The organism is Nocardia yunnanensis, assembly GCF_003626895.1.
GTDB classification, from domain to species: domain Bacteria; phylum Actinomycetota; class Actinomycetes; order Mycobacteriales; family Mycobacteriaceae; genus Nocardia; species Nocardia yunnanensis.
Window position 1 is genome coordinate 6,468,011 of sequence record NZ_CP032568.1, and the last position, 26,352, is coordinate 6,494,362.

Consider the following 26,352-nt stretch of genomic DNA (forward strand, 5'->3'; position numbering starts at 1 on the left):
GTTCATGCATTTTCTCGCCGCTGGCTCGGGGGCCGATTTCGGGAACTGGCTCCGCTCCAGCGGGCTCGAGATCGTGCTGTTGATCGTCGGAGCCATGCTGTTCAGTCGCGCGGCGACGTTCCTGCGCGACCGCATCACCCGCAAGATCGACGCCGGGTTCCGCAGCAGCGATTCGCTGGTGCGTTCCGAGGCCGCCAAACACCGACATGCGTTGGCGCAGGTCATCACCTGGGTCGTGTTGTCCATCGTCTACTTCCTGGTGTCGCTGGAAGTGTTGCGGCGCTTGGGTTTCGAACTCGGGGGTCTGGTGGCCCCGGCTGCGGTCCTCGGTGCCGCACTGGGTTTCGGTGCGCAGCGCATCGTGCAGGATCTGCTCGCGGGATTCTTCCTGATCACGGAGCGGCAGTACGGATTCGGTGATGTTGTGCGCATCGCAGTCACTGGAAACCCCACCGACGCCGAGGGTACGGTCGAGGACGTCACGTTGCGCATCACGACTCTGCGTAGCGCCGACGGTGAAGTGATAACTGTCCCGAACGGTCAGATCGTGAAAGTGACCAATCTGTCGAAGGATTGGGCGCGTGCCGCCATCGACGTGCCCGTACCCGCGACCGCCGACATCAACAAGGTCAACGAGATCCTGCACGACGTGGGCGCCAAGGCCTTCGCCGATCGCAAGCTGAAAACGCTGCTGCTGGACGAACCCAGTGTGATGGGTGTCGAAGATCTCACCGTCAATCAGATGAACATCAAGATGGTGGCCCGGACGCTACCGGGCAAACAGTTCGAAGTCGGGCGCGAGTTGCGGGTGCGGGTTGCCGCGGCACTGCGCCGGGAGGGTCTGAGTGAAACCACGTAAGTCCACGGCGATCCTGATGGCCGTGTGGGTAGCGACGTTTGTGCTGTACGTCGTCGTCAAGCCCACACAACACGAGTCCAAGACACCGCCGCCGATCGTGAACACCATGCTCAGCAACTATCTGCCAAACACTTCGGAGCATCCCGGGAGGTGAGCCGGCCCCCGCGCGGTGTAGTCAGCCGCGGGTGAGCGCTGGCTACACTGGCTCCCCGTGATAACCCTGCGCAACGTCACCAAGTCGTATCAGACCTCGACGCGGCCGGCGCTGGACAATGTCTCCGTCGATATCGGAAAAGGCGAGTTCGTCTTCGTTATCGGGCCTTCGGGCTCCGGCAAGTCCACGTTCATGTCGCTGCTGCTCAAGGACGAGACACCGACCTCCGGTGAGGTGTGGGTGGCCGACTTCCGGGTCGACAAGCTGCCCGGGCGCAAGGTCCCGCATCTGCGTCAGCGCATGGGATGCGTGTTCCAGGACTTCCGGCTGCTGCAGCAGAAGACCGTGGAACAGAACGTCGCCTTCGCCCTGGAGGTGATCGGCAAATCCCGGGCATTCATCAATCGCTCGGTGCCGGAGGCGCTCGACATGGTCGGGCTGGCCGGCAAGGCCGACCGGCTGCCGGGGGAACTCTCCGGCGGTGAACAGCAGCGGGTGGCACTGGCCCGCGCCTTCGTGAACCGGCCGCTGGTACTGCTGGCCGACGAACCGACCGGCAACCTCGACCCGGAGACCAGCCAGGACATCATGACGCTGCTCGAACGCATCAACCGCACCGGAACCACGGTGGTCATGGCCACCCACGACAACACCATCGTCGACGCCATGCGCCGGCGCGTGGTCGAACTCGATCGCGGGCGCATCGTGCGCGACGACGAGATGGGCGTGTACGGGGTGGGCCGGTAATGCGCGCGGGATTCCTGTTCAACGAGGTCTTCATCGGCCTACGCCGCAATGTCACCATGACGCTGGCGATGATCCTGACCACCGCGGTATCGCTGACCATGCTCGGCGGCGGCCTGCTGGCGGTGCGGATGGCCGACAAGATCCAGGAGTACTACGTCCAGCGCGTCGAGATTCGGCTGTATCTCGACGATCAGACCTCGCGCACCGACCCGGACTGCACCGGGCAGCCGTGCGCGTCGCTCATGGCCGATCTCAAGAAGCACGCGGATGTGGCGAGTGTGCAGTTCGTCAACAGTCAGGACGCGGTGAAGGAGGTCAGGGAGACCACCTTCAAGGATCAGCCCGGGCTCGCCGACGAGGTGAGCAAGGACGGGCTGCCCGCCTCGTTCCGGGTGAAGCTCACCGACGTCACCAAATACCGCTCCATCTATGACGATTTCACCAAACGGCCCGGGGTCACGACCGTGCTCAACGATATGGACATCGTGGATCGGCTGGTCAGCTTCTTCGTCGGATTGCGCAATGCCGCCTTCGGTTTGGCGGCGTTGCAGGCGCTGGCGGCACTGTTGTTGATCGCCAACATGGTTCAGGTCGCGGCCTTGGCGCGTAAGACCGAGGTGGGCATCATGCGGCTGGTCGGTGCGACGCGGTGGTACACGCAGTTGCCGTTCCTGTTGGAGGCGGTGCTGGCCGCGTTGGTGGGATCCGTACTGGCCGTGGCGGGTTTGTTCGTGGCCCAGCCGTTGGTGATCAATCGCGCGCTCGGTTCGCTGTTCAACGATCAGGTGCTGCCGCGTATCACCGGGGACGACATCGCCGCGGTCGCGATGATGATCACACCGATCGGTATCGTCTTCGCCGCGCTCGCCTCGTATGCCGCGTTGCGGTACTACGTTCGCGAATGACTTTCGAACGACCGGGGTGCGAAGTTCGCAACGGGCTTCTGGGTGTCGGGTGGTGTCCGTAGGATTGCCGTCGTGAGCGCGCCGGAGGTCGAGACAGCTGTCGGGAGCCTGGTGGATGCCGGAAGTGATCCGGCACACCAGGTTTTGCGAAAGACCTTCGGGTACGACAGTTTTCGCGGGCCGCAGCGCGACATCGTCGAGCAGGTGATCTCCGGCGGTGACGCGCTGGTGCTCATGCCCACCGGTGGCGGCAAGTCGCTGTGCTATCAGATTCCGGCGCTGGTGCGGCCGGGGGTGGGCGTGGTGGTCTCGCCGCTGATCGCGCTCATGCAGGATCAGGTGGACGCGCTGCAGGCGGTCGGGGTGCGCGCCGGGTTTCTCAACTCCACCCAGTTCCCCGACGAACGGCGCACGGTCGAGGCACAATTCGTGGCCGGTGAACTGGATGTGCTCTATCTCGCGCCGGAGCGGTTGCGGTTGGAGTCCACCGCGCAATTGCTCGACCGCGGCAAGATCTCGGTGTTCGCCATCGACGAGGCGCACTGTGTGTCGCAGTGGGGCCACGACTTCCGGCCTGACTATCTGGGCCTGTCCATGCTGCACGAGCGCTGGCCGGACGTGCCCCGCATCGCGCTCACCGCGACGGCGACGGAGGCGACCCGCAAGGAGATCGCCGAGCGGCTGGATCTCACGCGCGCGAAACACTTCGTGGCCAGTTTCGACCGGCCCAATATCCAGTACCGGATCGAGGCCAAGAATCGGCCCGAACATCAACTGCTGGCGTTCATTCAGAGCGAGCACGCCGGGGACGCGGGCATCGTGTACTGCCTGTCGCGGAACTCCGTGGAGAAGACCGCGGCGTTCCTGACCGCCAACGGCGTGGAGGCGGTGCCCTATCACGCGGGGCTCGACAATCGGACCCGTGCGCGGAATCAGGCGCGGTTCCTGCGCGAGGACGGACTGGTGGTGGTCGCGACCATCGCCTTCGGCATGGGCATCGACAAGCCGGATGTGCGGTTCGTGGCGCATCTGGATCTGCCGAAATCGGTCGAGGGCTACTACCAGGAGACCGGTCGCGCCGGACGCGACGGCCTGCCCTCCACCGCGTGGATGGTCTACGGCCTCAGTGACGTTGTGCAGCAACGCAAGATGATCGACTCCTCCGACGGTGACGCCATGCACCGCCGGCAGTTGCAGCTGCATCTGGACGCCATGCTCGCGCTGTGCGAGACCGTGCAGTGCCGGCGCGTTCAGCTGCTCGCCTACTTCGGTCAGCAGGGCGAGCGGTGCGGCAACTGTGACACCTGCCTCAACGCGCCCGAATCCTGGGACGGCACCGTGCCCGCCCAGAAGGTGCTGTCCACCGTGCTGCGGCTGAAACGCGAACGCGGGCAGAGCTTCGGCGCGGGCCACATTGTCGACATCCTCGTCGGCAAGCGCAATCCCAAGGTGGAGCAGCACGCCCACCACGAGCTCAAGGTCTTCGGCATCGGCACCGAACTGCGCGATATCGAATGGCGCGGCGTGGTCCGCCAACTCCTGGCCCAGGGCCTGCTGGCCGTCCACGGCGACTACGGCGTGCTGACTCTCACCGAGGCCAGCAACCAGGTCCTGTTCGAGAAGCGCGAAGTCATGCTCCGCCGCGAACCCGAACGCGCCAAGGCCGCCCGAACCCCCAAGCCCGCCAAGGCCTCCCGCCTCGCCGCCGCCGACCTCACCCCCTCCGACACCGGCCTGTTCGAAAAACTCCGCGCCTGGCGCGCCGCCACCGCCAAGGAACAGGGCGTCCCCGCCTACGTCGTCTTCCACGACGCCACCCTCCGAGAAATAGCCACCCGCAAACCCACCTCCATGTCCGACCTGGCCGGCATCTCCGGCATCGGCGAGAACAAACGCGCCAAATACGGCGAAGGCGTCCTGGAAGTGGTTGCCGCCGAATCCGGTTCGCCAAACGCTGGCGCGTCGCCCGCGAGCGTGAAGGCCGGAACGGCAAGTCCCGCAGCGGCGAATAGAGGTGCGATGGCAGGAACGGAGCCCTCCTCCGCTCCGCCCGCCAACTTCGGTGCAGCCGAGGACATTCCATGGCCGGACGAAGTACCGCCGGACTTCGACGACCTCCCGCCCGACTATGCGTGAGCCCCAGCGCGCCGTGGATGTCGGCGATATCACTTTCGATGCCCTGTTCCATCGCACCCCCGTGCAATGGGGCCTGCGCGGTGATCCGCAGCTCTGGGACGCGCTGCGGGAGCGATTCCGTGGACAACCGGTGCCGCGCGAGTTCTGGGACGTGCGCAAGGCCGTCGAGGCGGGCATGGCCGAGATCCTCGGCATAGAACTCGGCGCGGTACAGAGCCGGGACGCCGATCATGTCCAGATACCGCGATTCGAACTGGGTTTCGGCATGACCGACGGAACCGTCTCGCTGCGCTGGTGGCGTGATACCGGCATTCCGCTGCTGATCGACCGCGCCGGCGCCGTGTGCGCCGGTGAGCTGATTCCGCGCCCGCGCTGGGAGCCGCCGCCGTACGTCCGCCCGCCCGGGCCACCTATCCCCGCGAACAATCCGGGCCCTCCGCTGCCCGGGCGACGCCTTCCGCCCCCGCCGCATGCCGTCTCCGGCGAGCGATGATCGCTGTCGTTGGGGGCTGCTTGCAGGCGATTTGGTTGCTGAGCGGCGGCGGGATAAGCTTTCGGGGCTGCCGCGGTCCACGGATCGCAGCGAGCGACCTGGTCCCGTCGTCTAGCGGCCTAGGACGCCGCCCTCTCAAGGCGGTAGCGCGGGTTCAAATCCCGTCGGGACTACTGTGAAGGCCCTTCAGTGAAAACTGGAGGGCCTTTTCGCATTTCGCGCAATCTGGTGGTGGCGCGCGAAAATCCGGTGGCGCGGACGTGCGCGCCGGGGCAGGCTCCCCAGGAACATTGTGCGGGCCGGCGCGGTTGAACATCCGGGCCGCGAGCACGCGACGGTGCGGGTTGGCGGCGGAGCATCCGTAAGCTGGTTGGGCACTCCGGGCAGCGACGGGACGATTGAGGAGACATGAAGGAAAAGGGGCGCAAGGTCATCGCCAGCAACAAGAAGGCGCGGCACAACTACTCCATCCTCGAAACGTACGAGGCCGGGGTCGCGCTGGTTGGCACCGAGGTGAAGAGCCTGCGCGAGGGCAAGGCCTCGCTGGTCGACGCCTACGCCTCCATCGACGACGGCGAGGTGTGGCTGCGCGGGCTGCACGTACCCGAGTACGGCCACGGCACCTGGACCAACCACGCGCCGCGTCGCACCCGCAAGCTGCTGCTGCACCGCCGCGAGATCGACAAGCTGCTCGGCAAGACCAAGGAGTCGAGCCTCACCCTGGTCCCGCTGTCGATGTACTTCTCCGACGGCAAGGTCAAGGTCGAACTCGCCCTCGCCAAGGGCAAGCAGGACTACGACAAGCGCCAAGACCTGGCCCGACGCGACACCGAACGCGAGATCACCCGCGAACTCGGCCGCCGCATCAAGGGCATGCGCGGCTGAGCCCGCCGTCACGGCGCGTTAATGGAATGAACCAAGGTTTGTTCGGTGTTAGAGTAGGTAGCCCGGTGCGAGCCGGGTGGTTCATCTGAATCGGTGAACACAGACGGGGCTGAACGGTTTCGACTGCGTACGTTGATTCAGGGGAAGCGTGTCGGTGCAGGCAGGAGACCACCGTATAAGCGTCGCTGTAACCAATTAAGCGCCGATTCCAATCAGCGCGACTACGCTCTCGCTGCCTAAGCAACGAAGCGTGTCTGTCAGCCCGGGTTCGCCCTCGACCCGGTCCCTGGCATCAGCTAGAGGGCTCTACTGTCCGATGCGGCCGCGGCATCGGACAGGACACCTAACAGCGGCTGGGATCGTCATCTCGGCTTGTTCGCGTGACCGAGAGATCCGAGCAGAGGCATAGCGAACTGCACACGGAGAAGCCCTGAAGATGCGGCGGAGGACCCGGGTTCGATTCCCGGCAGCTCCACCAAGAAAAGGCTCCCACCCGCCACTGCGGGTGGGAGCCTTTTCGTGTTCGTGTGCGCGGACGGCTCCCGCCGAACTGCCTTGCCAGCATAGGCGTCCGTGCAGAACCCACCACTTTACGTGTCGCGGACGGCCCTGCGTCTGCCGAGACGTGCGGAGCGGCGCCCGAAAGGGCCATCATGACACCGGTTCGCACTCGGTCGAAGCGCCCGTCGCGGGATGTAGGGTGGTACAAGATCGTGTCGGGATGAAACCCTCATCCGCACACCGGAGTTCGAATCGGGGGCTCATGCGGAGCAGCAAGAACACGGCGGCCGGCGGTTCGCCGCGAGTTTCGGGCGAGGCTGTCGAAGCGGTTCAGGCCATGTTGGCGCAGAAGGTTGCCGTCGCAGCCTCGCCCGACGGCTCGGTGTCGGTCCGTGTCGGTGCCGATGGCAAGGTTCACCGTTGGGCCGTCACCGACCGCGCACGTACCGCCCCTCCCCAGCAGGTTGTAGCCACAGTGCTCGAGCTGATCGAAGAGGCTCGCAGAGCCGCCTACGATGCTGTCCGTGCCGACCTCGGGCACAAAGCCGCCAGCGAACCCTCGTCCAGCCCAGGCGGTCTCGCGTCTGCCGGCTCGAGCGGTGGGTCCGCTTTCACGGATGCAGTGGACTACGACGACTGGCAGCGCGAACAGAAATTGAACTCACCCCTCCGCAACTCCACGAACTGGTGACTTCGAGCGGCACCACCATCCTGTTGGTCGTTGACCGACCGGACAGGGCTCTGCGAATGATCGACCTCGGCGCGTCGAACATTGGTGGTGGTAACCTCTGCGCCTATGAGTGAGGTGATCTCAGCGACTTTCATTGGTGTCGGCCGTGTTCGAAATGGGTGAGGACGAGTGCGGCTTTGACGATGTCGCCGATTTTCTCGGGGCTGGTGGTGAAGTGGTGCAGGGCGCGCCAGCGTCTTTGCGCAGGTGAGCCAGTACGAGCAGGGCCTGACGGCCCGGGTCGAGCTTGCGCCAAGCCGAGCCGATCACGCGGCGATGCCGGCGGATCAACCCGGCGACGAATCCGAGGGTCTGGCGTGACAACGGCAGCGCGGAACGGTAGAACAACACGTGAAGCCCTTGGGATGCAGCGGTTTTCGTCGACAGCTGACATACCAGGGGCTTCACCATTCACCGAGCCGACACTCCACGCCAATCACTCACGGACACAACCGATCTCACTGAGGATGAAAAAGGCTCAGTGACTGGGGTACCAGTATTTCCACTAAAATCGCGCTGCAGCAACCGAATCGGCTGATTGGCCTGCATCTGGTGCCGCCGCTGGTCCCGGCTGATCTCACGACGTCTCTCACCGATGCCGAACGAGCGGCACTCGCTGATTTGGACGAGCGCACGCGCACCGGTTCCGGGTACTCGGCCGTGCACGGCACCCGGCCGCAGACACTGGGGTACGGGCTGACCGACTCTCCGGTCGCGCTTGCGGCGTGGATCTCGGAGAAGTTGTTCACCTGGACCGACGATCCTGGCCTGACCCGGGACCAGATTCTCGACAACGTCACTCTCTACTGGCTCACCGCGACCGCCGCCTCCTCTATTCGGTTGTACTGGGAGAGCATCGCGGAGGTCAGCCGGTGGTTCACCGCCGCTGTCGAGGACACGATCGACGTGCCCACCGGCTGCAGCGTCTATCCCAAGGAGGTTCCGCGCCCCTCACGCCGCTGGGCGGCCCGCCGATTCACCGATATCGTGCATTGGAGCGAGCCTGCTCACGGCGGCCATTTCGCCGCATGGGAACAACCCGAACTCTTCGCCGGCGACCTGCGCACCACTGTCGCCGCTCTGGCGCGGCGGTGACGCGGAATAGTCGCGGCGCTGCGCCACGGTGGCGGATTCTGGCGCAACATCGTGTGCCCCTACGGATCTCGCAGGGCGTCGAGCTTCGACCGTGAGTATGATCTGGCGACATGCAGCCTGCTGGGGATGCCTGCCCCCACATCCTCGACCGGATCCCGGTGCCGCTGTACGCACCGGAGTTCGCGGCCGACCCGCACACGTTCTACACCGCGATGCGCGAGAAGTTCGGTTCGCTTGCGCCCGTCGAGCTTTCACCGGGGATCACCGCTTCGCTGGTGATCGGGTACCGCACCGCGGTGGCGATCAACAACGATCCTGAGCGTTTTCCCGCGGACCCGCGGGCTTGGGAGCAGGACATCCCGGCGGACTGCCCGATTCTCCCGATGTTGCAGTACCGGCCGAACGCGCTGCGCAGCGCGGGCAGCGAGCACGCGCGGTACCGGCGGGCCAGTGTCGACAGCATCGACGCGATCAACCTGTATCAGGTCGACGGACTCATCGAGGAGATCGTGGTCCCGCAGGTCAACACCTTCTGTGTGGACGGCGAGGCGGACCTGATCAGCCAGTACGCCTTTCCCGTCACCTTCGCCTACCTCAATGCGATGGTCGGCTGCCCGGCCGATATCGGCCAGCAGGTCGCCCGCGGCATGGCGATGATGTTCGAAGGCGATCAGGCCGAGGCGGGGAATGCGCTGTTCGTGGCGGCGCTCGGGGAGTTGGTGGCGCTCAAGAAGCGGGAGCCGGGCGAGGACGTCACCACCCGGCTGCTGGTCCACGCGGCGGAGCTGACCGACGAGGAGCTGGTGCACCAGCTGGTGACGATCTACGGCGCCGGTATCGAGCCGCTGACCAACCTGATCGCCAACACGCTGCTGCTGATGCTGACCGACGAGCGCTTCTCGGGGGCGGCGGCGTTGACGACCCGGGATGCGTTGAACGAGTTGCTGTTCACCGATCCGCCCCTGGCGAACTTCGGGATCACCTATCCGGCACAGCCGATTCTGGTCGAGACGACGTGGCTGCCCGCCAATCAGCCGGTGGTCACGAGCATGGCGGCGTGCAACAACGATCCCGAGATCGTGGGCCGGCACTTCACCGGCAACAACGCGCATCTCGCGTGGGGCACCGGACCGCATGCCTGCCCCGCGCAGGATGTCGCCTACTCGGTGGCGCAGCACGCCATCGATCAGCTCTTCGACCGGCTGCCCGAATTGCGGCTGGGCCGTCCCGCCGACCAACTCGAATGGCGGCCAGGGCCTTTCCATCGCTCGCTGGCGAGCCTGCCGGTGGTGTTCCCACCGGTGCGCAGGCCGTTCTGACGACCGCGCGGGGTGCCGGCGGACCGGCATCCCCGCGCCGTCGTGGTGCTCAGCCGTGCCGCAATGCGTTGGCGCACTGCTCGATATAGCTGTCCGAGTCGTATACCGTGCGCAGCGAACCGGTTTCGAGTTCGAAGGCCGCGACCAGTTCGGTCAGGTGCGGGGCCAGCATCTCGTGCAGCCGGACGCGCATGTCCCGCAACGGTTCCGGCGTCTTGGGCAGCGGGCCGTCCGGAAGCAGATCCGCGCCGTGCGCCAGGCACTGACGCACGGCGAAGAGCGTCAGGACGTTCTCCACCACCTGACGCGGACCGGCCGGCAGCTCGGCGGCCCGCTCGGCGAGCCGCACCGCGGCCTGATGTGCGGTGTGCGCGTCGGCGGCGGCCAGCGCCAGATCGTAGACCCGATCCCAGCGCGCCTGCCGGTCGCCGGTGGTGTTCTCGTAGGCCTCGAGGACGCGGTGCTGCAGGAACTGGGCGCGGGCGTCCATCCATTTCACCCAGCTGGCGGGGGCATCGATCTCACAGGGCTCGAGGGCGTCCCAGTTTTCCTGGGTCCACTGGCCGGGCCGTTCCAGGCGCCGGTAACCGGCCAGCAGCGCGATCACGTAGCTGTCGCCCTCCGCGGTGGCCGCGGCATCGCGCAGGGCGCGATACTCCACGATCTTGTTGTGCGCGAAGACGCCCTGTGCGCCGAGCCGGTCGCGGACCTCGCCGCACACCCGCTGGGCGGTGGAAGTGGCGAAGTATTTGGTCAGCGACACCAGATCGGTCAGTTCCGGACCCTGCTCGTCGGCGCCGGAGTCGATGGCGGCGGCGAAATCGTCCACGGCGATCTCCACCGCGGAGGTGGCGAGGTAGGTGTCGACCACCGCCTCCAGCAGCGGCGCGTAATGGGCGGGGACCTGCAGCAGTGGGACGCGCCCGCCGGCCATGCTCGCGATATCGCGTTGCGCGGATTGACGTACGGCGATCGACACCGCGGCCCGCGCCACCGCCGCGGCCATACCGGAAATGCACAGGCGGCCTACCCGCACCCGGCTGATGGCCCGCCACACCTGGTTGTCGCGGGGGATCGGCGAAACCAGCGTCCCGTCGTCGTCGATGCGAGTTCCGGTGTGCGACAACAGACATTCACGCGAGACCCGGACATTGTCGAAGCGGGTCATAGCGTTGTCCATGCCCAGGCCCGGCTTCTCGGGCATGCGGCGGATGGTGAGGCCGGGACGCAGCTGACCGTCGGCATCGCACATCCACACCAGGAAGGGGTACACACCCTGGGAGGCGCCGTCGATGATCAAGCGCGCGAACACGATTCCGAATCGCGCGATGCCCGCGACCGGCGGCGCCGCCGTCGTCGGCATGAACTTGATCGCCGCGTCGGTGGGGGTGTTCAACACGAATCCGCCGCCGTCGGCGGGGTCGTACACCGCGGTCGTCTCGAGATTGTTCAGGTCACTGCCGTGGCCGACCTCGGTGAGCACATACGCGCCGACCGCGCGGCCCGCCAGCAGTTCCGTGAGCGCGTTCGCCACTTCGCCGGTGCGCGAATGCTGTTCGAGCAGAGTGCCCAGTACCAGGTTCACCTGCACGGTCAGCAGGGCTCCCAGGTGCGGGTCGACGACCGTGGACTGCTCGTGCAAGGTCAGGCACTCGCGCAGATCCGAAACCGTCTCGACCGCCGACATATTCGGCAGCAACCGCAGATACCGCTGGTAGGCGCGGGCCCCCGGCTCCTCGGTGGCAGCCCACCAGTCCTGGTCGAAGTCCGCTTCGCCGAACAACCTGCCGTACCGCTGTGCCGCGGCGCGCCGAGCGCCGAACAACAGATCCGCGAATCCGTCCACATACCCGTGTGTGACCATGAGTCTGCCTTCTCTCCCACTCGAAACCGATTCCAAGCGCACTCGTGCTGCGCCGCTTGGCATTACGCATGGGTCGGCGAGGCGTCTCCGGCTGCCGGACCCAGCGGAAAGTTGTCAGATCATTGGAATCAGCGACCCGATGACGTGACCTGTCGAGAGATCAATCCATCGCCCGCCTTCGGGCGGCGTCGCCTGTCGACCAGCCATCGGGGTAGACCGTTCGAACCATCGCACCAGGCTGCGGCCCCGAGGAGGCGGCAGCGGCACAATCGGGCAAACGGGACATGAAAAAGATTGTTACACAGAGTCCTTCACATCGCGTCGGATAGAGCTGGGATGATCGGCCGAACCACGCTGGGCGGCCCCTCGGATCGAGCACGCACGTAGCCGCCCGGCCGGGGCCCTCGCCCCTGGTGGCGCGCACATTCCGGCGGCTGGTTCTTGTGCACGTTGACGAAGTTCATCGGATCTGTCCCAGACAATTCGCCGCTCCCCTACGGTCGAGCTGTTGTCCGTAGAACGAAAGTGGTTGGAGCAGTATGCGTCTGCTGTTGAGATCCGTTGTCGCCGTGGTGGCGACGGTCGCGCTCGGTCAGTTCGTCTCGCCGGTCGCGGGGGCCGGGGAATCGACCGGGCCGGACGGGGGCGCGGCGGGAGTGGCGTGGGCCGCGGCGGAGGATGGTCCGCAGACTTATCCGAATGTGTACATCGACTGGGATGTGCCGATCACGATGAGCGACGGCACCGTCTTGAAGGCCAATGTGTATCACCCGGCGGATGCGTCGGGGCGGCCGGTCGCCGAGCGGACGCCGACGGTGCTCAACTTCACGCCGTATACGAAACTCGGCTCGATGGTGGCGGATTCGTTGCTGTCGGTCCCGGTATTGTCGGATGCGCTGGTGCAGCTGGCGCGCAACGTCGACTTCGCGGGAACGCCCATCTCCGGGCTCACCGATCTGACCAAGGCGCTCGGCGGCGGGTTGCTGCGCACCTTCACGGTGGATCGCAAGCTCATCGAATCCGGGTACACCCAGGTCGTGGTGGATGTGCGCGGAACCGGGTTCTCCCAGGGGGATTGGAATCTGCTGGGTGAGCGCGAACAGCTCGACACGGTGGAGACCATCGACTGGGCTTCCCACCAGCCCTGGTCCACCGGCGATATCGGGTTGACCGGCATTTCCTATTCCGGTCTCAACCAGTTGCAGGCGGCCGCCAAGAATCCGCCCGCGTTGAAGGCGATCTTCCCGGTGGTGCCCAGCCGCAACCCTTTCCGTGATCTGGTCGCTCCCGGCGGCGCGGTCGGCGCCGGGTTCATGCCCATGTGGCTGGCGGCGGTCAATGGCGGCAAGCTCGTCCCGGATGTGGCGTCGCTGCTGCAGGGGCGGTTCGACATGGCTTGGCTGGCTTCGCGTTTGGCCGATCCGTTCACCTTCGTCGACGCGTTGCTGGATGTTTTCCTGCAGCCGAATATCGATCAGCTCAGCCCCAAGGTGCGCGAGCTGCTGGACTCCGGCAGCGATCTGCGGCGGGCGTGGGAGACCGATCCGAGCAAGATCACCGTGCCCACCTTCCTCACCGGCGGCTGGCACGATGTGTTCGTCGCCTCCCAGGCCGAGGTCTACCGCCGGCTGTCGGTGCCGCCGGGCCGCAAACAGATCCTGATCGGCGACGGCTACCACATCTCCAACGGCAACGAATCCGGGCGTCCGGGACAGCCGCCGCGCATGGACGTGTTGCAGCGCGCCTGGTTCGACAGGTGGCTCGAGGGCATCGACAACGACATCGACACCTACGGGCCGATCACCATGAAGGAGGAGGGCGGCGGCTGGATCACCGCGGCCGGCTTCCCCGACGAGACCGCCACCGAATACCGGCGCATGTACCTCTCCCCCGCCCCCAGCGGCACCGGCGGCCACAGCGTGCACGACGGATCGCTGCTCGCCCCACCCGGCGACGGCGTCGAAACCCTCACCGTCGCACCCGGTCTCACCGGACTGTGCTCCCGGGACGCGGCGCAGCAGACCATCGGCGTGGTGTCGGTCCTCGACGCCTGCGGCAAGGACTCCCGCATCTGGGAATCCAACGGCCTCACCTTCACCAGCGCCCCGGTCGACGCGGCGACCACGATCTCGGGACCGATCGCGGTGCACCTCGACACCATCCACGACGCCGCGGACGGCTACTGGGTCGCCACCGTCAACGATGTGGCCCCCGACGGGACTTCGGCCACCCTGTCCTCGGGCCAATTGGTCGCCTCGCTGCGCGCCATCGACGAATCCCGCAGCACCCGGCTGCCCAACGGCGACTACACCGACCCGGTCCCGGACCTGTCGCTGAACACCCGTCAGCCCACGCAGCCCGGAGTGCCTGTCACCCTGGACATCTCGATCGCGGGCGTGGACGCCGTCCTGCAACCGGGCCATCGCCTGCGCGTGGACGTCTACGCCGGCAACTTCCCCAAGGGCCTGCCGCCGCTGGCGATCCTCGTGGACACCGGTCTGCGCCCGCAGCACCTGCTGCTCGATCCGGCCGAACCGAGCTTCGTCAATATTCCGATGCGCGGCAACCCCGGCTGGTGAGGCAGCTAGGTGCGGTCCACGAACGGCGCGCTGCCGTGACATGGCCACTGTGGAAGAGTGGGGCGTTCGTGAATTCGGTTCCGCCCGGGCGGATCCGAGTCGAGAGAGCGTGATGAAGGGGAGTTGCCGTGGAGACGGGATTCGACGCGGCCGGGCTGGTCGGGTATTGGTATCGGGCCCAGGATGATTACGAGGTGGGGCGGGAGAAGGTTCGCGAATACGCACGGGCCGTGCGGGATTCGCATCCGGCGCACTGGGACGAGGCGGCGGCGGGTACACAGGGGTATGCCGGGCTGGTGGCGCCCGCGACGTTCACCTCGATCGTGGCCATGCGGACGAATCGGCCGCTGTTCGAGGAGGTGATGACCGGTTACGACGTGTTCGTGCACGCGGATCAGGTCTTCGAGATGTACCGGCCGGTGGTGGCCGGGGATCGGTTGCGCACCGAGGTGGAGTTGAGCGCGGTGCGGCGGGTGGCGGGCAAGGACATGCTCACGCTCACCAACACCTTCACCGATGCGACCGGTGAGGTGGTGCAGGTTTCGCGGTCCACGGTGGTCGGGATCACCGGCGGTGACGGGATCGATCCCGGGATCGCGGCGGCCATCGAGGGCGTGGTGATGAGCGGGTTGACCGGCGAGGCGGCGATCGGGGGCACGCGGGGCGGGGAGGTCGAGCCGGGTCGGCGGCGCTACTCGGAGGTGTCGCGCACGCGACCGCCGCACACCGCTGTTCGATTCGACGATCTCGCCGTCGGAGACGAGTTGCCTACTCGCGCTTTCACATTGACGCGGGGCGATCTGGTGAACTATGCCGGGGTGGCCGGTGATGTGAATCCGATCCACTGGAACGAGGGGATCGCGGCGCGAGCCGGGCTTCCCGATGTGATCGCGCACGGCATGCTGACCATGGGCATGGGAGCGGGATATGTCACCGAATGGCTCGGGGATCCCGGTGCTGTCGTGCGCTTTGGGGCCCGATTGTCGAATTACACCGTTGTCGACGCCGTCTCGGCCGGGGGTGTGGAGTTCGGCGGCCGGATCAAGTCGATCGACGCGCGGACGCGGACCGCCACGGTCGTGCTCGTCGCGAAATCGGCGGGGCGCAAGATCTTCGGTCTGGCCACCGCGGACGTCCGTCTCGCGGACTGATTCGCGACGCCCGCGCGACCGCTCGGGAGTGGGCCGTCGATTTTCTGAGAATTCGATTTTCCTAGTGCGCCGCGCGGTAGCCGGGCGCATTCTGGGGGATAGCCACGAATTTCGGAGGTATCGAGGGAAGGAACCACGATGAAGATGACGGCGGTCAAGCCCAATGGGGACCATTGGCATCCACATCCGGGCGATGCGATCGAGGATCCGAACGAAAGACCGGCGCTGGTGATGTGCATGCTCGCGGTCGCGGGCTGCGGGCTGACGATCGCGGCGGCGGCCTACGGCTACCGGGGCTGGGCGGTGCTGGGCGGTATCGCGACGGTCGTGCTGTTCGCGGCAATGCTGCTGGTGATTCGCGTCGAATATCTCCGTGAGTTCCACCGCGAACAAGAGCACGGCCGGCACGGGCACAACCCCCTGGTGCCCGCGAATTGGCGGCCACGGCAGATCAGTTCCTGGCAGGAACGGCGCGGGGTCGCGCCCGAATGACGGCGGCCGGCGTCAATCCGTGGTGACGGCAAGCAATCCGAAACGATTGACCGCGGCGTGATGGTGGCCGTCGGCGCTGGTGATCACCACCTCCGCCGGATTGGTGAGGGCGATGCAGCAGTAGTTACCGCCGTCGGACTCGATGGACAGCGACAGGAAGCGCTGCCCGTTGGCACGCTGCCATTCGTCCAGGGCGGTGTAGAGCTCGCGCATGGTGCGGGCCTCGAAGTAGGCGAGGTTCTGCTTGTTCACGTCGGACATGCATCGATAGTGCCCCGGGGCAGCGCCGCGTGGAGGTCGATACGGTCATCCCGGCGGACGGCGCGCCTCGGGAATCGCCTCAGGCGAGGCTGTAGAAGCCGCGAGCGAGGCGGAAGCTGTGGGCCGGACCCGAGCATTCCACGTAGTCGACGGTGCTGACACAGGTAAAACGGCCCACGGTGACGCTGTGCGTGTAGGCGAGGATCTGTGCACTGGACTCCACCAGTTTGTCGCCGTGGCAATGGAATTGGGCTCCGTCGGCGTCCAGGTAGATCCGGTCGCCGTATGCCAGGTGGCAGACGTCGGGGCGCGCCGGGGCCGGATAGTCGTGATCGGCGATCTCGCACGCGGCGCCGGCCGAGGAGACCGTGCAGCCGATATTGCCCGAGGGCGTGTTGAAATCGACCTGATCGGTGTACGGCGACGCCTGAGCGACCGCCGGCGCCGCGGCCATGGCCAGCGCCCCCGCCGCACCCGCGATGGCTCGAATCGACAAACGCATGATGAACTCCCCCTCCGGCAGACCTACCCCCATAGATCGCCGGCGGCCGCGAAACCGCTAACGCGCGGACAAACCCGGGCCCCGGTCGCGCCCTCATCGCGCGACCGGGGCCCAGCCCGTACCGGCTACTTGGCCGGCGGAGTGAAGGGCTGATTGATGGTGGTGAAGTACTGGACCGCGGCCGCGATGGCGACCGGTGCGGAGACCAGGATCATGCCGCCGACCGCGCCGAGCGCGCCCATGGCGGCAGCGCCCGCGAGGCAGCCCACGACCGCGCCGGGCAGGAAGAAGAACAGGCCGCCGATGATGCCCGTGGCCAGCGTCGCGCCCGAACCCACGGCGATGCCGCCCAGGGCGCAGCCGACCGCGGCGCCGCCGATGCCGCCGACGAGGGTGCCGATGGTCGCACCGATGGCGATGGTGTCCTTCATGCGGTTCCAGGCCGCCTGCTCACGGTCGTACGGGGTCTTCCAGGGGGCGGTGTCCTCGAAAGGCAGCGCGACCGGCTGATAGGACGCGTGCGACATATCGAAAAGCGGTGTGAGCGTTGCGGAATTGTCCTTGATGGCCGCCGCGATCGGGAAGACGAAGTCGTCGACGCGGAAACTCAGTTCCTGTCCGGCAACCACCGTGCCATCCGCACCTTTGATCTTGAAAACGCCATTCTCGACATCCATCGAACCGGCGTCGGTGGAAATGATGGCCGACCGATCGGTGGCCGAGGCCGTGTAATGGATGATGCCCAGGTCACCGGTGTTTGCCTCGGCGTTGACCGTTCCGGCGGTAATCGCTGTGACCGCGGCCACCAATGCGGTAACCGCAGCGAGTCCCTTTGTACGCACGTGATTTACCTCGATTGAGTATGCCCGCGGAATCCAACTCGGCGCAGGGTCGGTTATTGACAAGCAAACTTTAAGTCTGCTCTCAGGCGGCGGCAATGGACATTTGCCCCAGAGTGACTCGATACACATTCCCCGCGTCCAATTGAGCGAGAAGGAAATACACCATTCATGTATTCGACGGGAAGCTTTCCGACAGGTGAACAGACCACCTTTCCTCGCAAATCGGACACATAGGGACCGACCGGGCCGGATTTGACAACGCTCCCGGCCGGGCTCACCATTGCCCAGTCAGCACCTCGCTAGGCGAGGCTCCTGTACGAACACAGGCCACTGATCCGACGACGTCGAGAGACGCCCAGGGTTAGGACAGATCACCCCGGATTAAGGGGTGATCCGAAGTGGCTTCCCCGGGCCGCGAGCCCCCGGATACGTCGTGCAGTGCCGAAGCTCTGACGAGAGGGGTGCGGGGCCACACCGCCGTGTGTGCCCGATCCTCCCGCCGCGTCGTGCGACACCACAGGCAGTGACGTCCGCGTGCGTCCCGGCGGCAAGGAGGTGAGGGACGACAGATGAGTTCCGGCGATAGTCCGTATCCGAGTTGGGATTTCACCCTCCTCACGTCCCCGGCTTGCCGCATTCCGGTCACCGGCTGACCCGTTCCCGCACTCGGCCCCACCGGCGTCCCCGACGCCCGGCGGATGGTCGGCACGCGCCCCGGGCGGTCCGCTTCGTGCCCGAAATCGCTTGGCGGCCGGGTGGTTTCCGCACGCCGACCACCTGATGATCGAAAGCGAGGGAAGTGCCATGGCCTTCTTCGCGAACGGCGCCAGCCGCCGCTCCTCCACCGTCGCCGCGCCCGCCATGGGCACGCCCGTCTCCGATGCCCGTCCCATCGGCGCCGTCATGGACACCGCCCACGTCGGCGATATCGTCGGCGCGCTCGGCTCCATCGGCCAGCACGACACCCTCGAAGGCCGTTCCCGCCGGCAGCGTTTCCGCATGCTGCTCGCGATCATCGGCCCCGGCCTCATCGTCATGGTCGGTGACAACGACGCCGGTGGCGTCGCCACCTACGCCCAGGCCGGCCAGAACTACGGCATGGCGCTGGTCTGGACGCTCGTGCTGCTGATCCCGGTGCTGTACGTGAACCAGGAGATGGTGGTGCGCCTCGGCGCGGTCGCCGGAGTCGGCCACGCGCGCTTGATCTTCGACCGCTTCGGCAAGTTCTGGGGCGCCTTCAGCGTGGGCGACCTGTTCGTCGTGAACGCGCTCACCATCGTCACCGAGTTCATCGGTGTCTCCATGGCGCTCAACTATTTCGGGCTGCCCAAGGCGATCTCGGTGCCGCTGGCCGCGGTGCTGTTGTTCGCCATGGTGGCCGGGGGCTCCTTCCGACGTTGGGAGCGTTTCCTTTTCGGGCTGATCGCGCTGAACATCATCATGTTCCCGCTGGCGTTCCTGGTGCACCCGCGGATCGCCACGATCGGCCACGGATTCATCCCGTCGTTCCCGGGCGGGCTGAACTCCACGCTGCTGCTGCTCATCGTGTCGATCGTCGGCACCACCGTCGCGCCCTGGCAGCTGTTCTTCCAGCAGTCCAATATCGTCGACAAGCGGATCACGCCGCGCTGGATCAAGTTCGAGCGCATCGATCTCTGGGTCGGCATCGTCGTCGTCATGATCGGCGCGGTCGCCATCATGGCCGCGGCCACCTTCGGACTCGCGGGCACCGCGGCCGCCGGCAACTTCACCGACGCCGGCGCGGTCGCCCAGGCACTGCACGACCACATGGGCACGACCGTGGGCGCGCTGTTCGCCATCCTGCTGCTGGACGCCTCGCTGATCGGGGCGAACGCCGTCGGCCTGGCCACCACCTACGCGCTCGGCGACACCCTCGGCAAGCGGCATTCCCTGCACTGGAAGATCAGCGAAGCCCCGATGTTCTACGCCGGATACGCCGCGCTGCTGGCCGTGGCCGCGGCGGTGTCCTTCAGCCCCGACCACGTGCTGGGCCTGCTCACCCAGGGCGTGCAGGCCCTGGCCGGGGTGCTGCTGCCCTCGGCCACGGTGTTCCTCGTGCTGCTGTGCAACGACAAGGCCGTCCTGGGTCCGTGGGTCAATACCGTCAAGCAGAACATCGTCGCCGGAATCATCGTCTGGTCACTGGTTCTGCTGTCGCTGTCGCTCACCGCGACCGTGTTCTTCCCGGACACCTCCACCCGCACCCTCGAAATCGGTTTCGGTGCCGGCGCTCTCGTCGGCGTGCTCGGCGGCGCGGGCATGCTCGTCGCCTGGCAGCGGGGCAAGCGCCGGGAGGCCGAGCGCACCGCCAAGGAATTCGGCAACCTCGACCCCGATCAGGTGGAGGAGCTGGATTCCACACCGCTGACCCGCGCCGAGCGCAAGGCCATCCTGGATGCCGACCGGGATACCTGGCGCACGCCCGCGCTCGACACCCTGGCGCGGCCGCAGTTCTCCACTCCGCGGACCGTCGGCATGTTCGCTCTGCGCGGGTACCTGCTGCTGGCCGTGATCCTGGTGGGTGTGAAGATCGCCCAGTCGATCGGCGGCTGAGTTCAGCAGCCGACCGGGAGACCGGACAGCACCACTCGACCATCGTGTTCGATGGCGTCGCAACCGGTGGCGACGCCATCGAGCGTGAGGTCGTGCAGCGTCACCGCCGCGTCCGCGATCGGGCCGTCGCTGATACTGGTGCGCAGCAGTGATTCCCGTGCCGAAGCTATGGCCGTCCGCGTGATCGCACCGCGCAGGGTCGCGGTGTCACCGATGTTCATGATGTCGACACCGTTGGCCGCGGACGCGCCGACGACGGTGTCGCGAATGTCGAAGGTCAAGGCGGCGGTGCTGGGTTCGGATCCGGCCGGGGTGTAGGCGATCAGCCCGATGCCGTCGGCGCTGCAATCGCCGAGATCGGAGTTCGCGATGGTCAGGTCGGTGTGAGCGGCGCGGCCGAAATTCGTTGTCACCACACAGGTTCCGAGATTGGCGGGGACGAGGGAATTCAGCACCGCGCCCGGAAAGGACGAGTGGTGCGCGTACACGTTCTCCAGCGTCAGCGACTGGTGCGCGCCGCCGGTGCTGAGGTTGTAATTCTCGATGACATCGCCGGTGACGGTGTCGAAGACGCTGTCGGTCACCCGGACTCGGCTCTCGGGTGCGCCATTGGTGGTGACGTACTCCAGGCCATTGGCGGAGAAGTTGCCGCCGCCGTTGTGAAAGTGGTTGGCGTCCATGGCGATATCCAGCCGTGCCCGGCCGGAAGGATTGATGAACACGCCTTCGCTGTCGGCCGTGGCATTGAGCACCCCGGTGGCGAGGGTGGCGATGTCGTTCTCGGAGTTGCCGTTCAGGCGGCCGGTGAGCACGGCGTTGTCGCCGGCCTGCACGCCGAGCGCGAGCACGGAGAGCTTGGCCACGCCGAGATTGATGGCGCGCAGCGTATTTCCGTTCACGTCGGCGTCGATTCGGCTGCCGCCGTGCGCACGCAGGTCGATGCCGTCGCCGCAGGCCGTGTCGTGGACGGCATTGCCCTCTATCCGGACCGTGCCCGCCGCCGTCTGGAAGTCGGTCATGATGGCGGCCCAGCCGTTGTTCAAGGTGAGGAAGTCCGGCAGCGCCGCAATCGCCGTGCCGAGCGGAATCGTGGGCGGCACTCCGAACGGACCGATCAGAAAGCCGTCCGAGCACAGCCGATTGGTGCCCGACACATCGTTGCCGCTGATCACGACGTCGGCCGCGTCGGAGCCGTAGATGCCGCCGCGCCAGGCCCCGGTGATGACCAGATTGCGCACCTGCGCCCCCGGAGCCAGGCGCACGGCGTCACCGTCGTGGCCGAGGGTGTTGTTCGAAATACGGGGCAGCGCAGCGGTATCGGCCGCACCGACGACCGCCGGACCGGCGCCGACGAGCTGCTGGCCGGGTTTGAGCGCGATGCCGCCGTCGAGGGTCACGGCGGAGGGCTGCACGATGATGGTGTCGCCGTCGCGGGAGACCGCCTCGACGCCGCCGAGCGAATCGAACGGCGCGTCCGCACTACCGGTTCCCCCGGCCGCCGCACCCGCGCGGACGTACCAGGTCGTCGCCTCCGGTTGCGCCGCGGCGAAGCCGGTGACCTGCGCGCTCACCGCCAGCAGGGCGGCCAGCAGGGTGGTGGCACGGGTTCGGGCTGCAATCGTGGCGGACGGGCTCGCGGTGTTCATGGTCGCTGACCATGCCAGGCCGCGCAGCCGGTGCCATCGGGCAGAATCCCAGGATCCGGCCGCATGTACTGGCCGGTCGCACAATGGGTTCGGTGCGGCGGGTTCGAGAATCTCGTCAGAGTTCGTCGAGCTCGGGAATGGGGGGCAGGACCGGTTCGGGCCACTCCTCCAGGGTCGCCACCTGCAGGTGGATGAAGGCTGCGATGCGGTGCCGGGCCGAGGACGGGAGTCGCTCGATATCGGCCGCGCTCAGGACGTGTGCGCCGAACGAATGGGGCTGTGGCGCTTCGGGGTCAGGCGATTGTTGAACAACCTCTAGCTTCGGCCGCGGAGCAGTGGCCGGAATGACTGGCTCATCCGGGTCTGCGGCAGCGGCGGCGGTTCGCACCATGTCGTGACCATAACCCTTTGATAACGCTCGCGGGAGGCGTTGGCGCACTTGTGTCTTCCGGCTGCGAATTCAGCGAAGGCATTGTAAAGGCGAAATGAATGTGCAGGCAGCCCCGGTCCTCGCAAAATCCGCCGAGCCCGCGCCGGAATATTATGGTGATGGGAGTCACTCTGTCAACACTTCGGGCAAAACTGGCGAAATGGGCTCACATCGGCCCGCGCGCAATGGCATACAGGTCACGCGCGGGACCGGTCGGCTGCTGTCCGGTCGGCCACACCGCCCGCAGCGGACGCTCCAGATCCAGGCCGATCACCGTGGGCGACATCAAGGTTCCCTCGGCCAGTTCGGTGGCGACGGCCAGCGAGCTGAGCACGGCCGGGGCGACCCCCGCGCCGACGGCGGTCTTGATGGCCGTGGTGGAGGACAGTTCCAGCGCCACCTCGGGCTCCCAGCCCGGTATGCGGGCGCGCATGGCGCGCTCGAAGGAGTTGCGGGTACCCGATCCGGATTCGCGGTAGATCAGCGGTGTACCCGCCAGCTCCGCCGCCTCGATCTCGTCCCTCGTGGCCCACGGATGCCCGGGCGCGACCACGACGACCAGCCGATCCCGGCCTACGAGGTGGCTTTCCAGTCCGCTGGGCAGCCGCGGGCTCTCCACGAACCCGATACCCGCACGCCCTTCCAGCACGGCCTTGGCCACCTCGGCCGAATTGCCCGACTCCAGGGCGATGGAGGTCTCCGGCATACGGGCCCGCAGTCCGATCAGCCATTTCGGAAACAGGTATTCCGCGACGGTCTGACTGGCCGCCACCCGCAATCGCGAATCCCGCTGCGCCCGCAGGGTGTCGATGCCCGCGTCCAGACGGGCGGCCGCGTCCACCACATCGCGCGCCCACTCCGCGATGAGCGCCCCGGCCGCCGTCGCCCGCGAACCCAGCGTCGTCCGTTCCAGCACCGGCACCCCCACCAGCTGCTCGAGATACCGAATCCGCGAACTGGCCGACGGCTGACTGATCCCGTGCGCCTTCGCCGCCCGCCCCAAACTGCCCAGCTCGATCACCGACAACAGCAGATCGAGCGCGGCCAGATCGGGAACTCGCGGCGACAACGGCATAGACCGAGTCTATGCACCCGCACGGGCGACCCGATGTCCCGGTGGCGAGAGTCCGCCGGGCCCGCTGGGTTGGCCGGAAATCTCTGCTGGGGGGTGGGTGGGGAAATCTACGCTTCGGGAATGGCTGGTAAGACACCTGCGCGGTTGGAAACGGCTGCGGCGGGGAAGGTTCCGAGCGAGTTCCGCTACTGGGAGCGGGTGGGAGATCCGGGCGTGCAGCGGGCGCGGCGGGTGTGGCGCACGCTGTTCCGGTTCGATCCGCAACCGTCGGAGGAGTTGGTGCGGGCGTTCGCGGGCGCCTACTACCAGGCCGATCCGGTGGCGGAGGCGTTCGTCGACGAGGTGTATCTCGGAGCGATCGGGCCCAAGGCGGGGCGGGCCATGCTGGATCGAGCGCTCGCGCACGGTGTCGAGAGCGTGCCGGACGCGCCGGCGTCGCTGGTGCGGCTGTTCGAGGAGTTCGAGACCGCACCCGACTGGCTGGATCCGGAGCTGGTGGCGCAGGGGGCGAAGGTGTTCCGGCGTTGGGGCACTTCGGTGTTCAGCTTCGCCACCACCAGCACCCTGGAGATGTACTCGGAGAGCTCGATCAGCAAACCGCTGTCGTACGCGGGCGGTTACGCCGGGGACAAGGCGCACAAGCGGCAGCTCGAGACCGTCCGCTTCTGGATCGACGTCTCCGATCCCGGCGGCCTGGATCCGGGCGCGCGCGGTCGCCAGACCGCCATGCGGGTGCGGATCATGCACGTGTTCATCCGCCGCAAGCTCATGACCCGCCCCGAATGGGACTACGACGCGTGGGGCGTGCCGATCAGCATCGGCGATGCCACCCTCACCCTGATGGGCGGTTCGCTGGTGCCGGGCCTGGCGCTGTGGAGCCTCGGCCATCAGACGACGATCTCGGAAATCGAAGCGACACTGCACTTCTGGCGCTACGTCGGCCACCTGCTCGGGGTGCAGCCGAGCTGGTACCCCCGCGATTTCCGGGAGTCCGTGCAGCTGATGTTCGCCGCGTTCGTGAAGCGCGCGTACACCGCGGGCGCGGACGGCGAGGAACTGGTGGAATCCTATCTGCCCGCCTTCGCGCCGAACCCGAACAGCCCGTGGGCCAAGCGGATTCGGGACGAGTTCAACTATCGGATGCAGATCGGCTACACCGGATTCTGGCTGCCGCCCGCCACCTACGCCCGCCATCGCATGCCCAACCGTTTTCCCTGGGTATTGCATCCGCTGGTGCAGGCTCCGGTGGTGTTCGGCGCGGAGACCCTGCGCCGCACCGTCCCCGGCCTGGATGCGGTCGCGGATCGGGTCCAGCGCCATCGCCGTGAACGGTGGTATCGCAACGAGATGGGCGACCGGGACGCCGAATTCACGCCCGTGGAGGAGTTCCGCCGCTGAACCACAGGGCTTTTCGCGCCGCTACTTCTTCTCGATCCGACTCTGCGGCGGGGCGAGCGCCGTGTGCGCCCGCAGATACGTCTCGAGCGCGTCGAGGTCGATGGGCCCGACCTGGGTGTCGGCGCCCTGCGTGAACACCGAGAAGCCGTCACCCCCGGCGGCGAGGAAGTTGTTGGTCGAAACACGGTACGACACAGTCGGATTCAATGGCTGCCCGGCGATGCGCACGCTGTCGCCGATCACCTTGTGCCCCTTGGGCGCGCTGTCGGAGTACGCGTAGGTGATGCCCGCGACCGACAGCACCGCGGGCTTGCTCACGTTGTCCCATTGCTGCTCGAGCAGATTCAGGATCTGCTGGCCGGTCAGCGCCACCGCCACCACCTGATTGCCGAACGGCTGCACCGTGTACGCCTGCGCATAGGTGATGTCGCCGCCGGTCAGTCCCGCGCGCACCCCGCCGGGATTCATGAAGGCCGCCACCGCACGGGTATTCGCCATGGCGTCGAGCATGGAGTCGGCGATGACATCGCCGAGCGGGGAATCCCCGGCGGGGGCCGGATCGGCGGGCAGCGCGCCGGTGGCGCTGCCGATGACCCGTTCGGCACGCGGCTTCGATTGTCCCGCATAGTAATCCACCAGCTGGGCGGCGGCGGGGGCGGGCGTGATGTCCCGGGTGACGACCCGGTTGACCGCGTGCGCATCCACCTTGCCGTCGTGGAAGCGCAGGGTCACGTCGGTGATGAGCCGCCCGAAGGAGGCCGCCTGGGTGACGACCTTGCCGGACAGGGTGCAGTTGTAGGCCTGATGACTGTGCGCGGTGAACAGCACCGAGACCGCGCCATCGGTCTTGTCCGCCAACGCTTTCACGTTCGGTGAGATCCCGGCGCAGCCGTTGTAGTCGACGGTGCCGCCGCCCTGCTGGCTGCCGCCGTCGTGCAGCAGCGCCACCACGGTCTCCGCGCCGGCCTGCTTCATCTCGGGCACGTACTTGTCGATGGCGGCGGTCTCGTCGCCGAAGTGGTAGCCGCGAATGCCGTCCGGCATGACGATGTGCTCGGTATCGGGGGTGACCGTCCCGACCACCCCGATCTTGTGTCCGCCCACCACCAGCAGGGTCCACGGCCGCAGCCCGGGCGGGAGCTGCCCGTCGGCGTCGGTCACATTGGCGGCCAGGTAGGGAAACGCCGCACCCGTGAACGGCTGCCCGGGCGTGCACCCGTCGGCCGCGCACCCGCCCTGCTGAATCCGCCGCAATTCGGCGACGCCGTGGTCGAATTCGTGATTGCCGACCGCGGAGGCCGCCACCCCGAGCGAGTTCATGAAGTCGATGGTCGGCTCGTCGTGAAACAGCGACGACAGCAGCGGGCTGGCCCCGATATTGTCCCCGGCGGCCAGCACCGCGCTGTCCGGGTAGGCGGCCTTCAACTGTGCCAGATGCGCGGCCAGATACGCCGCTCCCCCGGCGGTGTACGCACCGACCTTGCCGTTGGATCCCTCCGGCGGTTGCAGGTTCCCGTGCAGATCGTTGATGCCGAACAGGTGCACCTCGCCAGGCTCGGCCGCGGGCAGCTCACCGGTCGAGACCAGCGGCACCGCGCTCGGACCGGCGGGTTTGCCGGTGTCCCCGCCGGTCCCGCACCCCGCCACCAGGCCGAGACACGTCAACACCGCACACAGCCCGAGCACCCGCCGTCCACTCATGATCACGACTGTG

The 26,352-nt window shown here is 67.0% G+C and carries 23 protein-coding genes, 1 tRNA gene, 1 other RNA gene, 1 pseudogene and 1 riboswitch; of the genes and pseudogenes, 17 read left to right on the forward strand and 9 right to left on the reverse strand.

All coding sequences use genetic code 11. The features are described from left to right. Positions 1-4 precede the first annotated feature (4 nt). From D7D52_RS30330 to D7D52_RS30370, 10 genes are all read left to right on the forward strand, one after another. A complete protein-coding gene (locus D7D52_RS30330; RefSeq protein ID WP_120741840.1) occupies positions 5-859 on the forward strand; it encodes a mechanosensitive ion channel family protein in 855 nt (284 codons plus the stop codon). A 16-nt stretch (positions 860-875) separates the two neighbouring features. Continuing rightward, entirely contained in the window at positions 876-1,013 is a 138-nt protein-coding gene (locus D7D52_RS40570; RefSeq protein WP_484297970.1) for a hypothetical protein, read from the forward strand. Between the two features lie 57 nt (positions 1,014-1,070). Further along, positions 1,071-1,760: a cell division ATP-binding protein FtsE gene (gene ftsE, locus D7D52_RS30335; RefSeq protein WP_120741842.1), complete on the forward strand. Its 690-nt coding sequence runs from the start codon at positions 1,071-1,073 to the stop codon at positions 1,758-1,760. Continuing rightward, positions 1,760-2,665 (forward strand): permease-like cell division protein FtsX, encoded by a 906-nt coding sequence (gene ftsX / locus D7D52_RS30340; RefSeq protein WP_120741844.1) that lies wholly within the window; start codon positions 1,760-1,762, stop codon positions 2,663-2,665. The genes ftsE and ftsX overlap by 1 nt, the downstream gene beginning before the upstream one ends. A 72-nt stretch (positions 2,666-2,737) precedes the next feature. After that, a complete protein-coding gene (gene recQ / locus D7D52_RS30345; protein WP_222932703.1) occupies positions 2,738-4,801 on the forward strand; it encodes a DNA helicase RecQ in 2,064 nt (687 codons plus the stop codon). Continuing rightward, a complete protein-coding gene (locus D7D52_RS30350) occupies positions 4,794-5,294 on the forward strand; it encodes a hypothetical protein (RefSeq protein ID WP_187703052.1) in 501 nt (166 codons plus the stop codon). Before recQ ends, D7D52_RS30350 begins: the two co-directional genes overlap by 8 nt. A gap of 100 nt (positions 5,295-5,394) precedes the next feature. Continuing rightward, positions 5,395-5,467: transfer RNA gene (locus tag D7D52_RS30355), tRNA-Glu, on the forward strand. A 235-nt stretch (positions 5,468-5,702) separates the two neighbouring features. Next, positions 5,703-6,179, forward strand: a complete 477-nt coding sequence (gene smpB / locus D7D52_RS30360) for an SsrA-binding protein SmpB (RefSeq protein WP_120741846.1) — start codon at positions 5,703-5,705, stop codon at positions 6,177-6,179. 105 nt (positions 6,180-6,284) lie between these two features. After that, positions 6,285-6,657, forward strand: a transfer-messenger RNA (tmRNA) gene (ssrA, locus tag D7D52_RS30365). 285 nt (positions 6,658-6,942) lie between these two features. Then, positions 6,943-7,371 (forward strand): YbaB/EbfC family nucleoid-associated protein, encoded by a 429-nt coding sequence (locus D7D52_RS30370; protein ID WP_120741848.1) that lies wholly within the window; start codon positions 6,943-6,945, stop codon positions 7,369-7,371. Positions 7,372-7,611: 240 nt separating this feature from the next. Here D7D52_RS30370 and D7D52_RS30375 read toward each other — a convergent pair. Continuing rightward, positions 7,612-7,761, reverse strand: a pseudogene (locus tag D7D52_RS30375) (IS5/IS1182 family transposase); the annotation flags it as partial. Between the two features lie 270 nt (positions 7,762-8,031). Here D7D52_RS30375 and D7D52_RS30380 point away from each other — a divergent pair. Continuing rightward, entirely contained in the window at positions 8,032-8,505 is a 474-nt protein-coding gene (locus tag D7D52_RS30380; protein ID WP_222932704.1) for a hypothetical protein, read from the forward strand. A gap of 110 nt (positions 8,506-8,615) precedes the next feature. Further along, entirely contained in the window at positions 8,616-9,824 is a 1,209-nt protein-coding gene (locus D7D52_RS30385; RefSeq protein WP_120741852.1) for a cytochrome P450 family protein, read from the forward strand. 49 nt (positions 9,825-9,873) lie between these two features. Here the strand turns inward: D7D52_RS30385 and D7D52_RS30390 are convergent, their stop codons facing one another. Continuing rightward, complete coding sequence (locus D7D52_RS30390; RefSeq protein WP_162958655.1) at positions 9,874-11,688, reverse strand: acyl-CoA dehydrogenase family protein; 1,815 nt, start codon at positions 11,686-11,688, stop codon at positions 9,874-9,876. Between the two features lie 539 nt (positions 11,689-12,227). Here D7D52_RS30390 and D7D52_RS30395 point away from each other — a divergent pair. The 3 genes from D7D52_RS30395 to D7D52_RS30405 all read left to right on the forward strand — a co-directional run bounded on the left by D7D52_RS30395 (position 12,228) and on the right by D7D52_RS30405 (position 15,910). After that, complete coding sequence (locus D7D52_RS30395; RefSeq protein WP_120741856.1) at positions 12,228-14,267, forward strand: CocE/NonD family hydrolase; 2,040 nt, start codon at positions 12,228-12,230, stop codon at positions 14,265-14,267. A gap of 128 nt (positions 14,268-14,395) precedes the next feature. Continuing rightward, the gene (locus D7D52_RS30400; protein ID WP_120741858.1) at positions 14,396-15,418 is read left to right on the forward strand and encodes a fused (3R)-hydroxyacyl-ACP dehydratase subunits HadA/HadB; all 1,023 of its coding nucleotides are present in this window, start codon (positions 14,396-14,398) and stop codon (positions 15,416-15,418) included. A 138-nt stretch (positions 15,419-15,556) separates the two neighbouring features. Next, on the forward strand, positions 15,557-15,910 hold the full coding sequence (locus D7D52_RS30405; RefSeq protein WP_120741860.1) for a hypothetical protein: 354 nt from the start codon (positions 15,557-15,559) through the stop codon (positions 15,908-15,910). 12 nt (positions 15,911-15,922) lie between these two features. Here the strand turns inward: D7D52_RS30405 and D7D52_RS30410 are convergent, their stop codons facing one another. The 3 genes from D7D52_RS30410 to D7D52_RS30420 form a co-directional block, all read right to left on the reverse strand. Beyond that, on the reverse strand, positions 15,923-16,171 hold the full coding sequence (locus tag D7D52_RS30410; RefSeq protein ID WP_120741862.1) for a hypothetical protein: 249 nt from the start codon (positions 16,169-16,171) through the stop codon (positions 15,923-15,925). A gap of 79 nt (positions 16,172-16,250) precedes the next feature. After that, entirely contained in the window at positions 16,251-16,673 is a 423-nt protein-coding gene (locus tag D7D52_RS30415) for a DUF6636 domain-containing protein (protein ID WP_162958656.1), read from the reverse strand. 125 nt (positions 16,674-16,798) lie between these two features. Then, a complete protein-coding gene (locus tag D7D52_RS30420; RefSeq protein WP_120741866.1) occupies positions 16,799-17,515 on the reverse strand; it encodes a DUF8020 domain-containing protein in 717 nt (238 codons plus the stop codon). A 288-nt stretch (positions 17,516-17,803) separates the two neighbouring features. Next, positions 17,804-17,983: riboswitch (M-box (ykoK) riboswitch) on the forward strand. Positions 17,984-18,319: 336 nt separating this feature from the next. Here D7D52_RS30420 and D7D52_RS30425 point away from each other — a divergent pair. Next, on the forward strand, positions 18,320-20,089 hold the full coding sequence (locus tag D7D52_RS30425) for an NRAMP family divalent metal transporter (RefSeq protein WP_162958657.1): 1,770 nt from the start codon (positions 18,320-18,322) through the stop codon (positions 20,087-20,089). A 2-nt stretch (positions 20,090-20,091) separates the two neighbouring features. On the opposite strand, the gene D7D52_RS30430 is transcribed toward D7D52_RS30425, so the two are convergent. From D7D52_RS30430 to D7D52_RS30440, 3 genes are all read right to left on the reverse strand, one after another. Next, positions 20,092-21,735 carry a hypothetical protein gene (locus tag D7D52_RS30430; RefSeq protein WP_120741868.1) on the reverse strand — a complete coding sequence of 548 codons (1,644 nt, stop codon included), beginning with the start codon at positions 21,733-21,735 and terminating at the stop codon, positions 20,092-20,094. A gap of 115 nt (positions 21,736-21,850) precedes the next feature. Next, complete coding sequence (locus D7D52_RS30435; protein WP_120741870.1) at positions 21,851-22,126, reverse strand: hypothetical protein; 276 nt, start codon at positions 22,124-22,126, stop codon at positions 21,851-21,853. A gap of 205 nt (positions 22,127-22,331) precedes the next feature. Further along, positions 22,332-23,240, reverse strand: coding sequence for a LysR family transcriptional regulator (locus D7D52_RS30440; protein ID WP_120741872.1), 909 nt, complete (start codon positions 23,238-23,240; stop codon positions 22,332-22,334). A gap of 120 nt (positions 23,241-23,360) precedes the next feature. On the opposite strand from D7D52_RS30440, the gene D7D52_RS30445 reads away from it, so the two are divergent. Then, positions 23,361-24,638 carry an oxygenase MpaB family protein gene (locus D7D52_RS30445; RefSeq protein ID WP_120741874.1) on the forward strand — a complete coding sequence of 426 codons (1,278 nt, stop codon included), beginning with the start codon at positions 23,361-23,363 and terminating at the stop codon, positions 24,636-24,638. A gap of 21 nt (positions 24,639-24,659) precedes the next feature. Here the strand turns inward: D7D52_RS30445 and D7D52_RS30450 are convergent, their stop codons facing one another. Next, positions 24,660-26,339, reverse strand: coding sequence for a bifunctional metallophosphatase/5'-nucleotidase (locus D7D52_RS30450; RefSeq protein ID WP_120744580.1), 1,680 nt, complete (start codon positions 26,337-26,339; stop codon positions 24,660-24,662). Positions 26,340-26,352: the final 13 nt, after the last annotated feature.

Bases quoted from the DNA above. Each gene is read 5' to 3' on its own strand.
- D7D52_RS30330 (WP_120741840.1), top strand. From the start codon at position 5: ATGCATTTTCTCGCCGCTGGCTCGGGGGCCGATTTCGGGAACTGGCTC.
- D7D52_RS40570 (WP_484297970.1), top strand. From the start codon at position 876: ATGGCCGTGTGGGTAGCGACGTTTGTGCTGTACGTCGTCGTCAAGCCC.
- ftsX (WP_120741844.1), top strand. From the start codon at position 1,760: ATGCGCGCGGGATTCCTGTTCAACGAGGTCTTCATCGGCCTACGCCGC.
- D7D52_RS30350 (WP_187703052.1), top strand. From the start codon at position 4,794: ATGCGTGAGCCCCAGCGCGCCGTGGATGTCGGCGATATCACTTTCGAT.
- smpB (WP_120741846.1), top strand. From the start codon at position 5,703: ATGAAGGAAAAGGGGCGCAAGGTCATCGCCAGCAACAAGAAGGCGCGG.
- D7D52_RS30370 (WP_120741848.1), top strand. From the start codon at position 6,943: ATGCGGAGCAGCAAGAACACGGCGGCCGGCGGTTCGCCGCGAGTTTCG.
- D7D52_RS30385 (WP_120741852.1), top strand. From the start codon at position 8,616: ATGCAGCCTGCTGGGGATGCCTGCCCCCACATCCTCGACCGGATCCCG.
- D7D52_RS30390 (WP_162958655.1), bottom strand. From the start codon at position 11,688: ATGGTCACACACGGGTATGTGGACGGATTCGCGGATCTGTTGTTCGGC.
- D7D52_RS30395 (WP_120741856.1), top strand. From the start codon at position 12,228: ATGCGTCTGCTGTTGAGATCCGTTGTCGCCGTGGTGGCGACGGTCGCG.
- D7D52_RS30405 (WP_120741860.1), top strand. From the start codon at position 15,557: ATGAAGATGACGGCGGTCAAGCCCAATGGGGACCATTGGCATCCACAT.
- D7D52_RS30410 (WP_120741862.1), bottom strand. From the start codon at position 16,171: ATGTCCGACGTGAACAAGCAGAACCTCGCCTACTTCGAGGCCCGCACC.
- D7D52_RS30415 (WP_162958656.1), bottom strand. From the start codon at position 16,673: ATGCGTTTGTCGATTCGAGCCATCGCGGGTGCGGCGGGGGCGCTGGCC.
- D7D52_RS30425 (WP_162958657.1), top strand. From the start codon at position 18,320: ATGGCCTTCTTCGCGAACGGCGCCAGCCGCCGCTCCTCCACCGTCGCC.
- D7D52_RS30430 (WP_120741868.1), bottom strand. From the start codon at position 21,735: ATGAACACCGCGAGCCCGTCCGCCACGATTGCAGCCCGAACCCGTGCC.
- D7D52_RS30435 (WP_120741870.1), bottom strand. From the start codon at position 22,126: ATGGTGCGAACCGCCGCCGCTGCCGCAGACCCGGATGAGCCAGTCATT.
- D7D52_RS30440 (WP_120741872.1), bottom strand. From the start codon at position 23,240: ATGCCGTTGTCGCCGCGAGTTCCCGATCTGGCCGCGCTCGATCTGCTG.
- D7D52_RS30445 (WP_120741874.1), top strand. From the start codon at position 23,361: ATGGCTGGTAAGACACCTGCGCGGTTGGAAACGGCTGCGGCGGGGAAG.
- D7D52_RS30450 (WP_120744580.1), bottom strand. From the start codon at position 26,339: ATGAGTGGACGGCGGGTGCTCGGGCTGTGTGCGGTGTTGACGTGTCTC.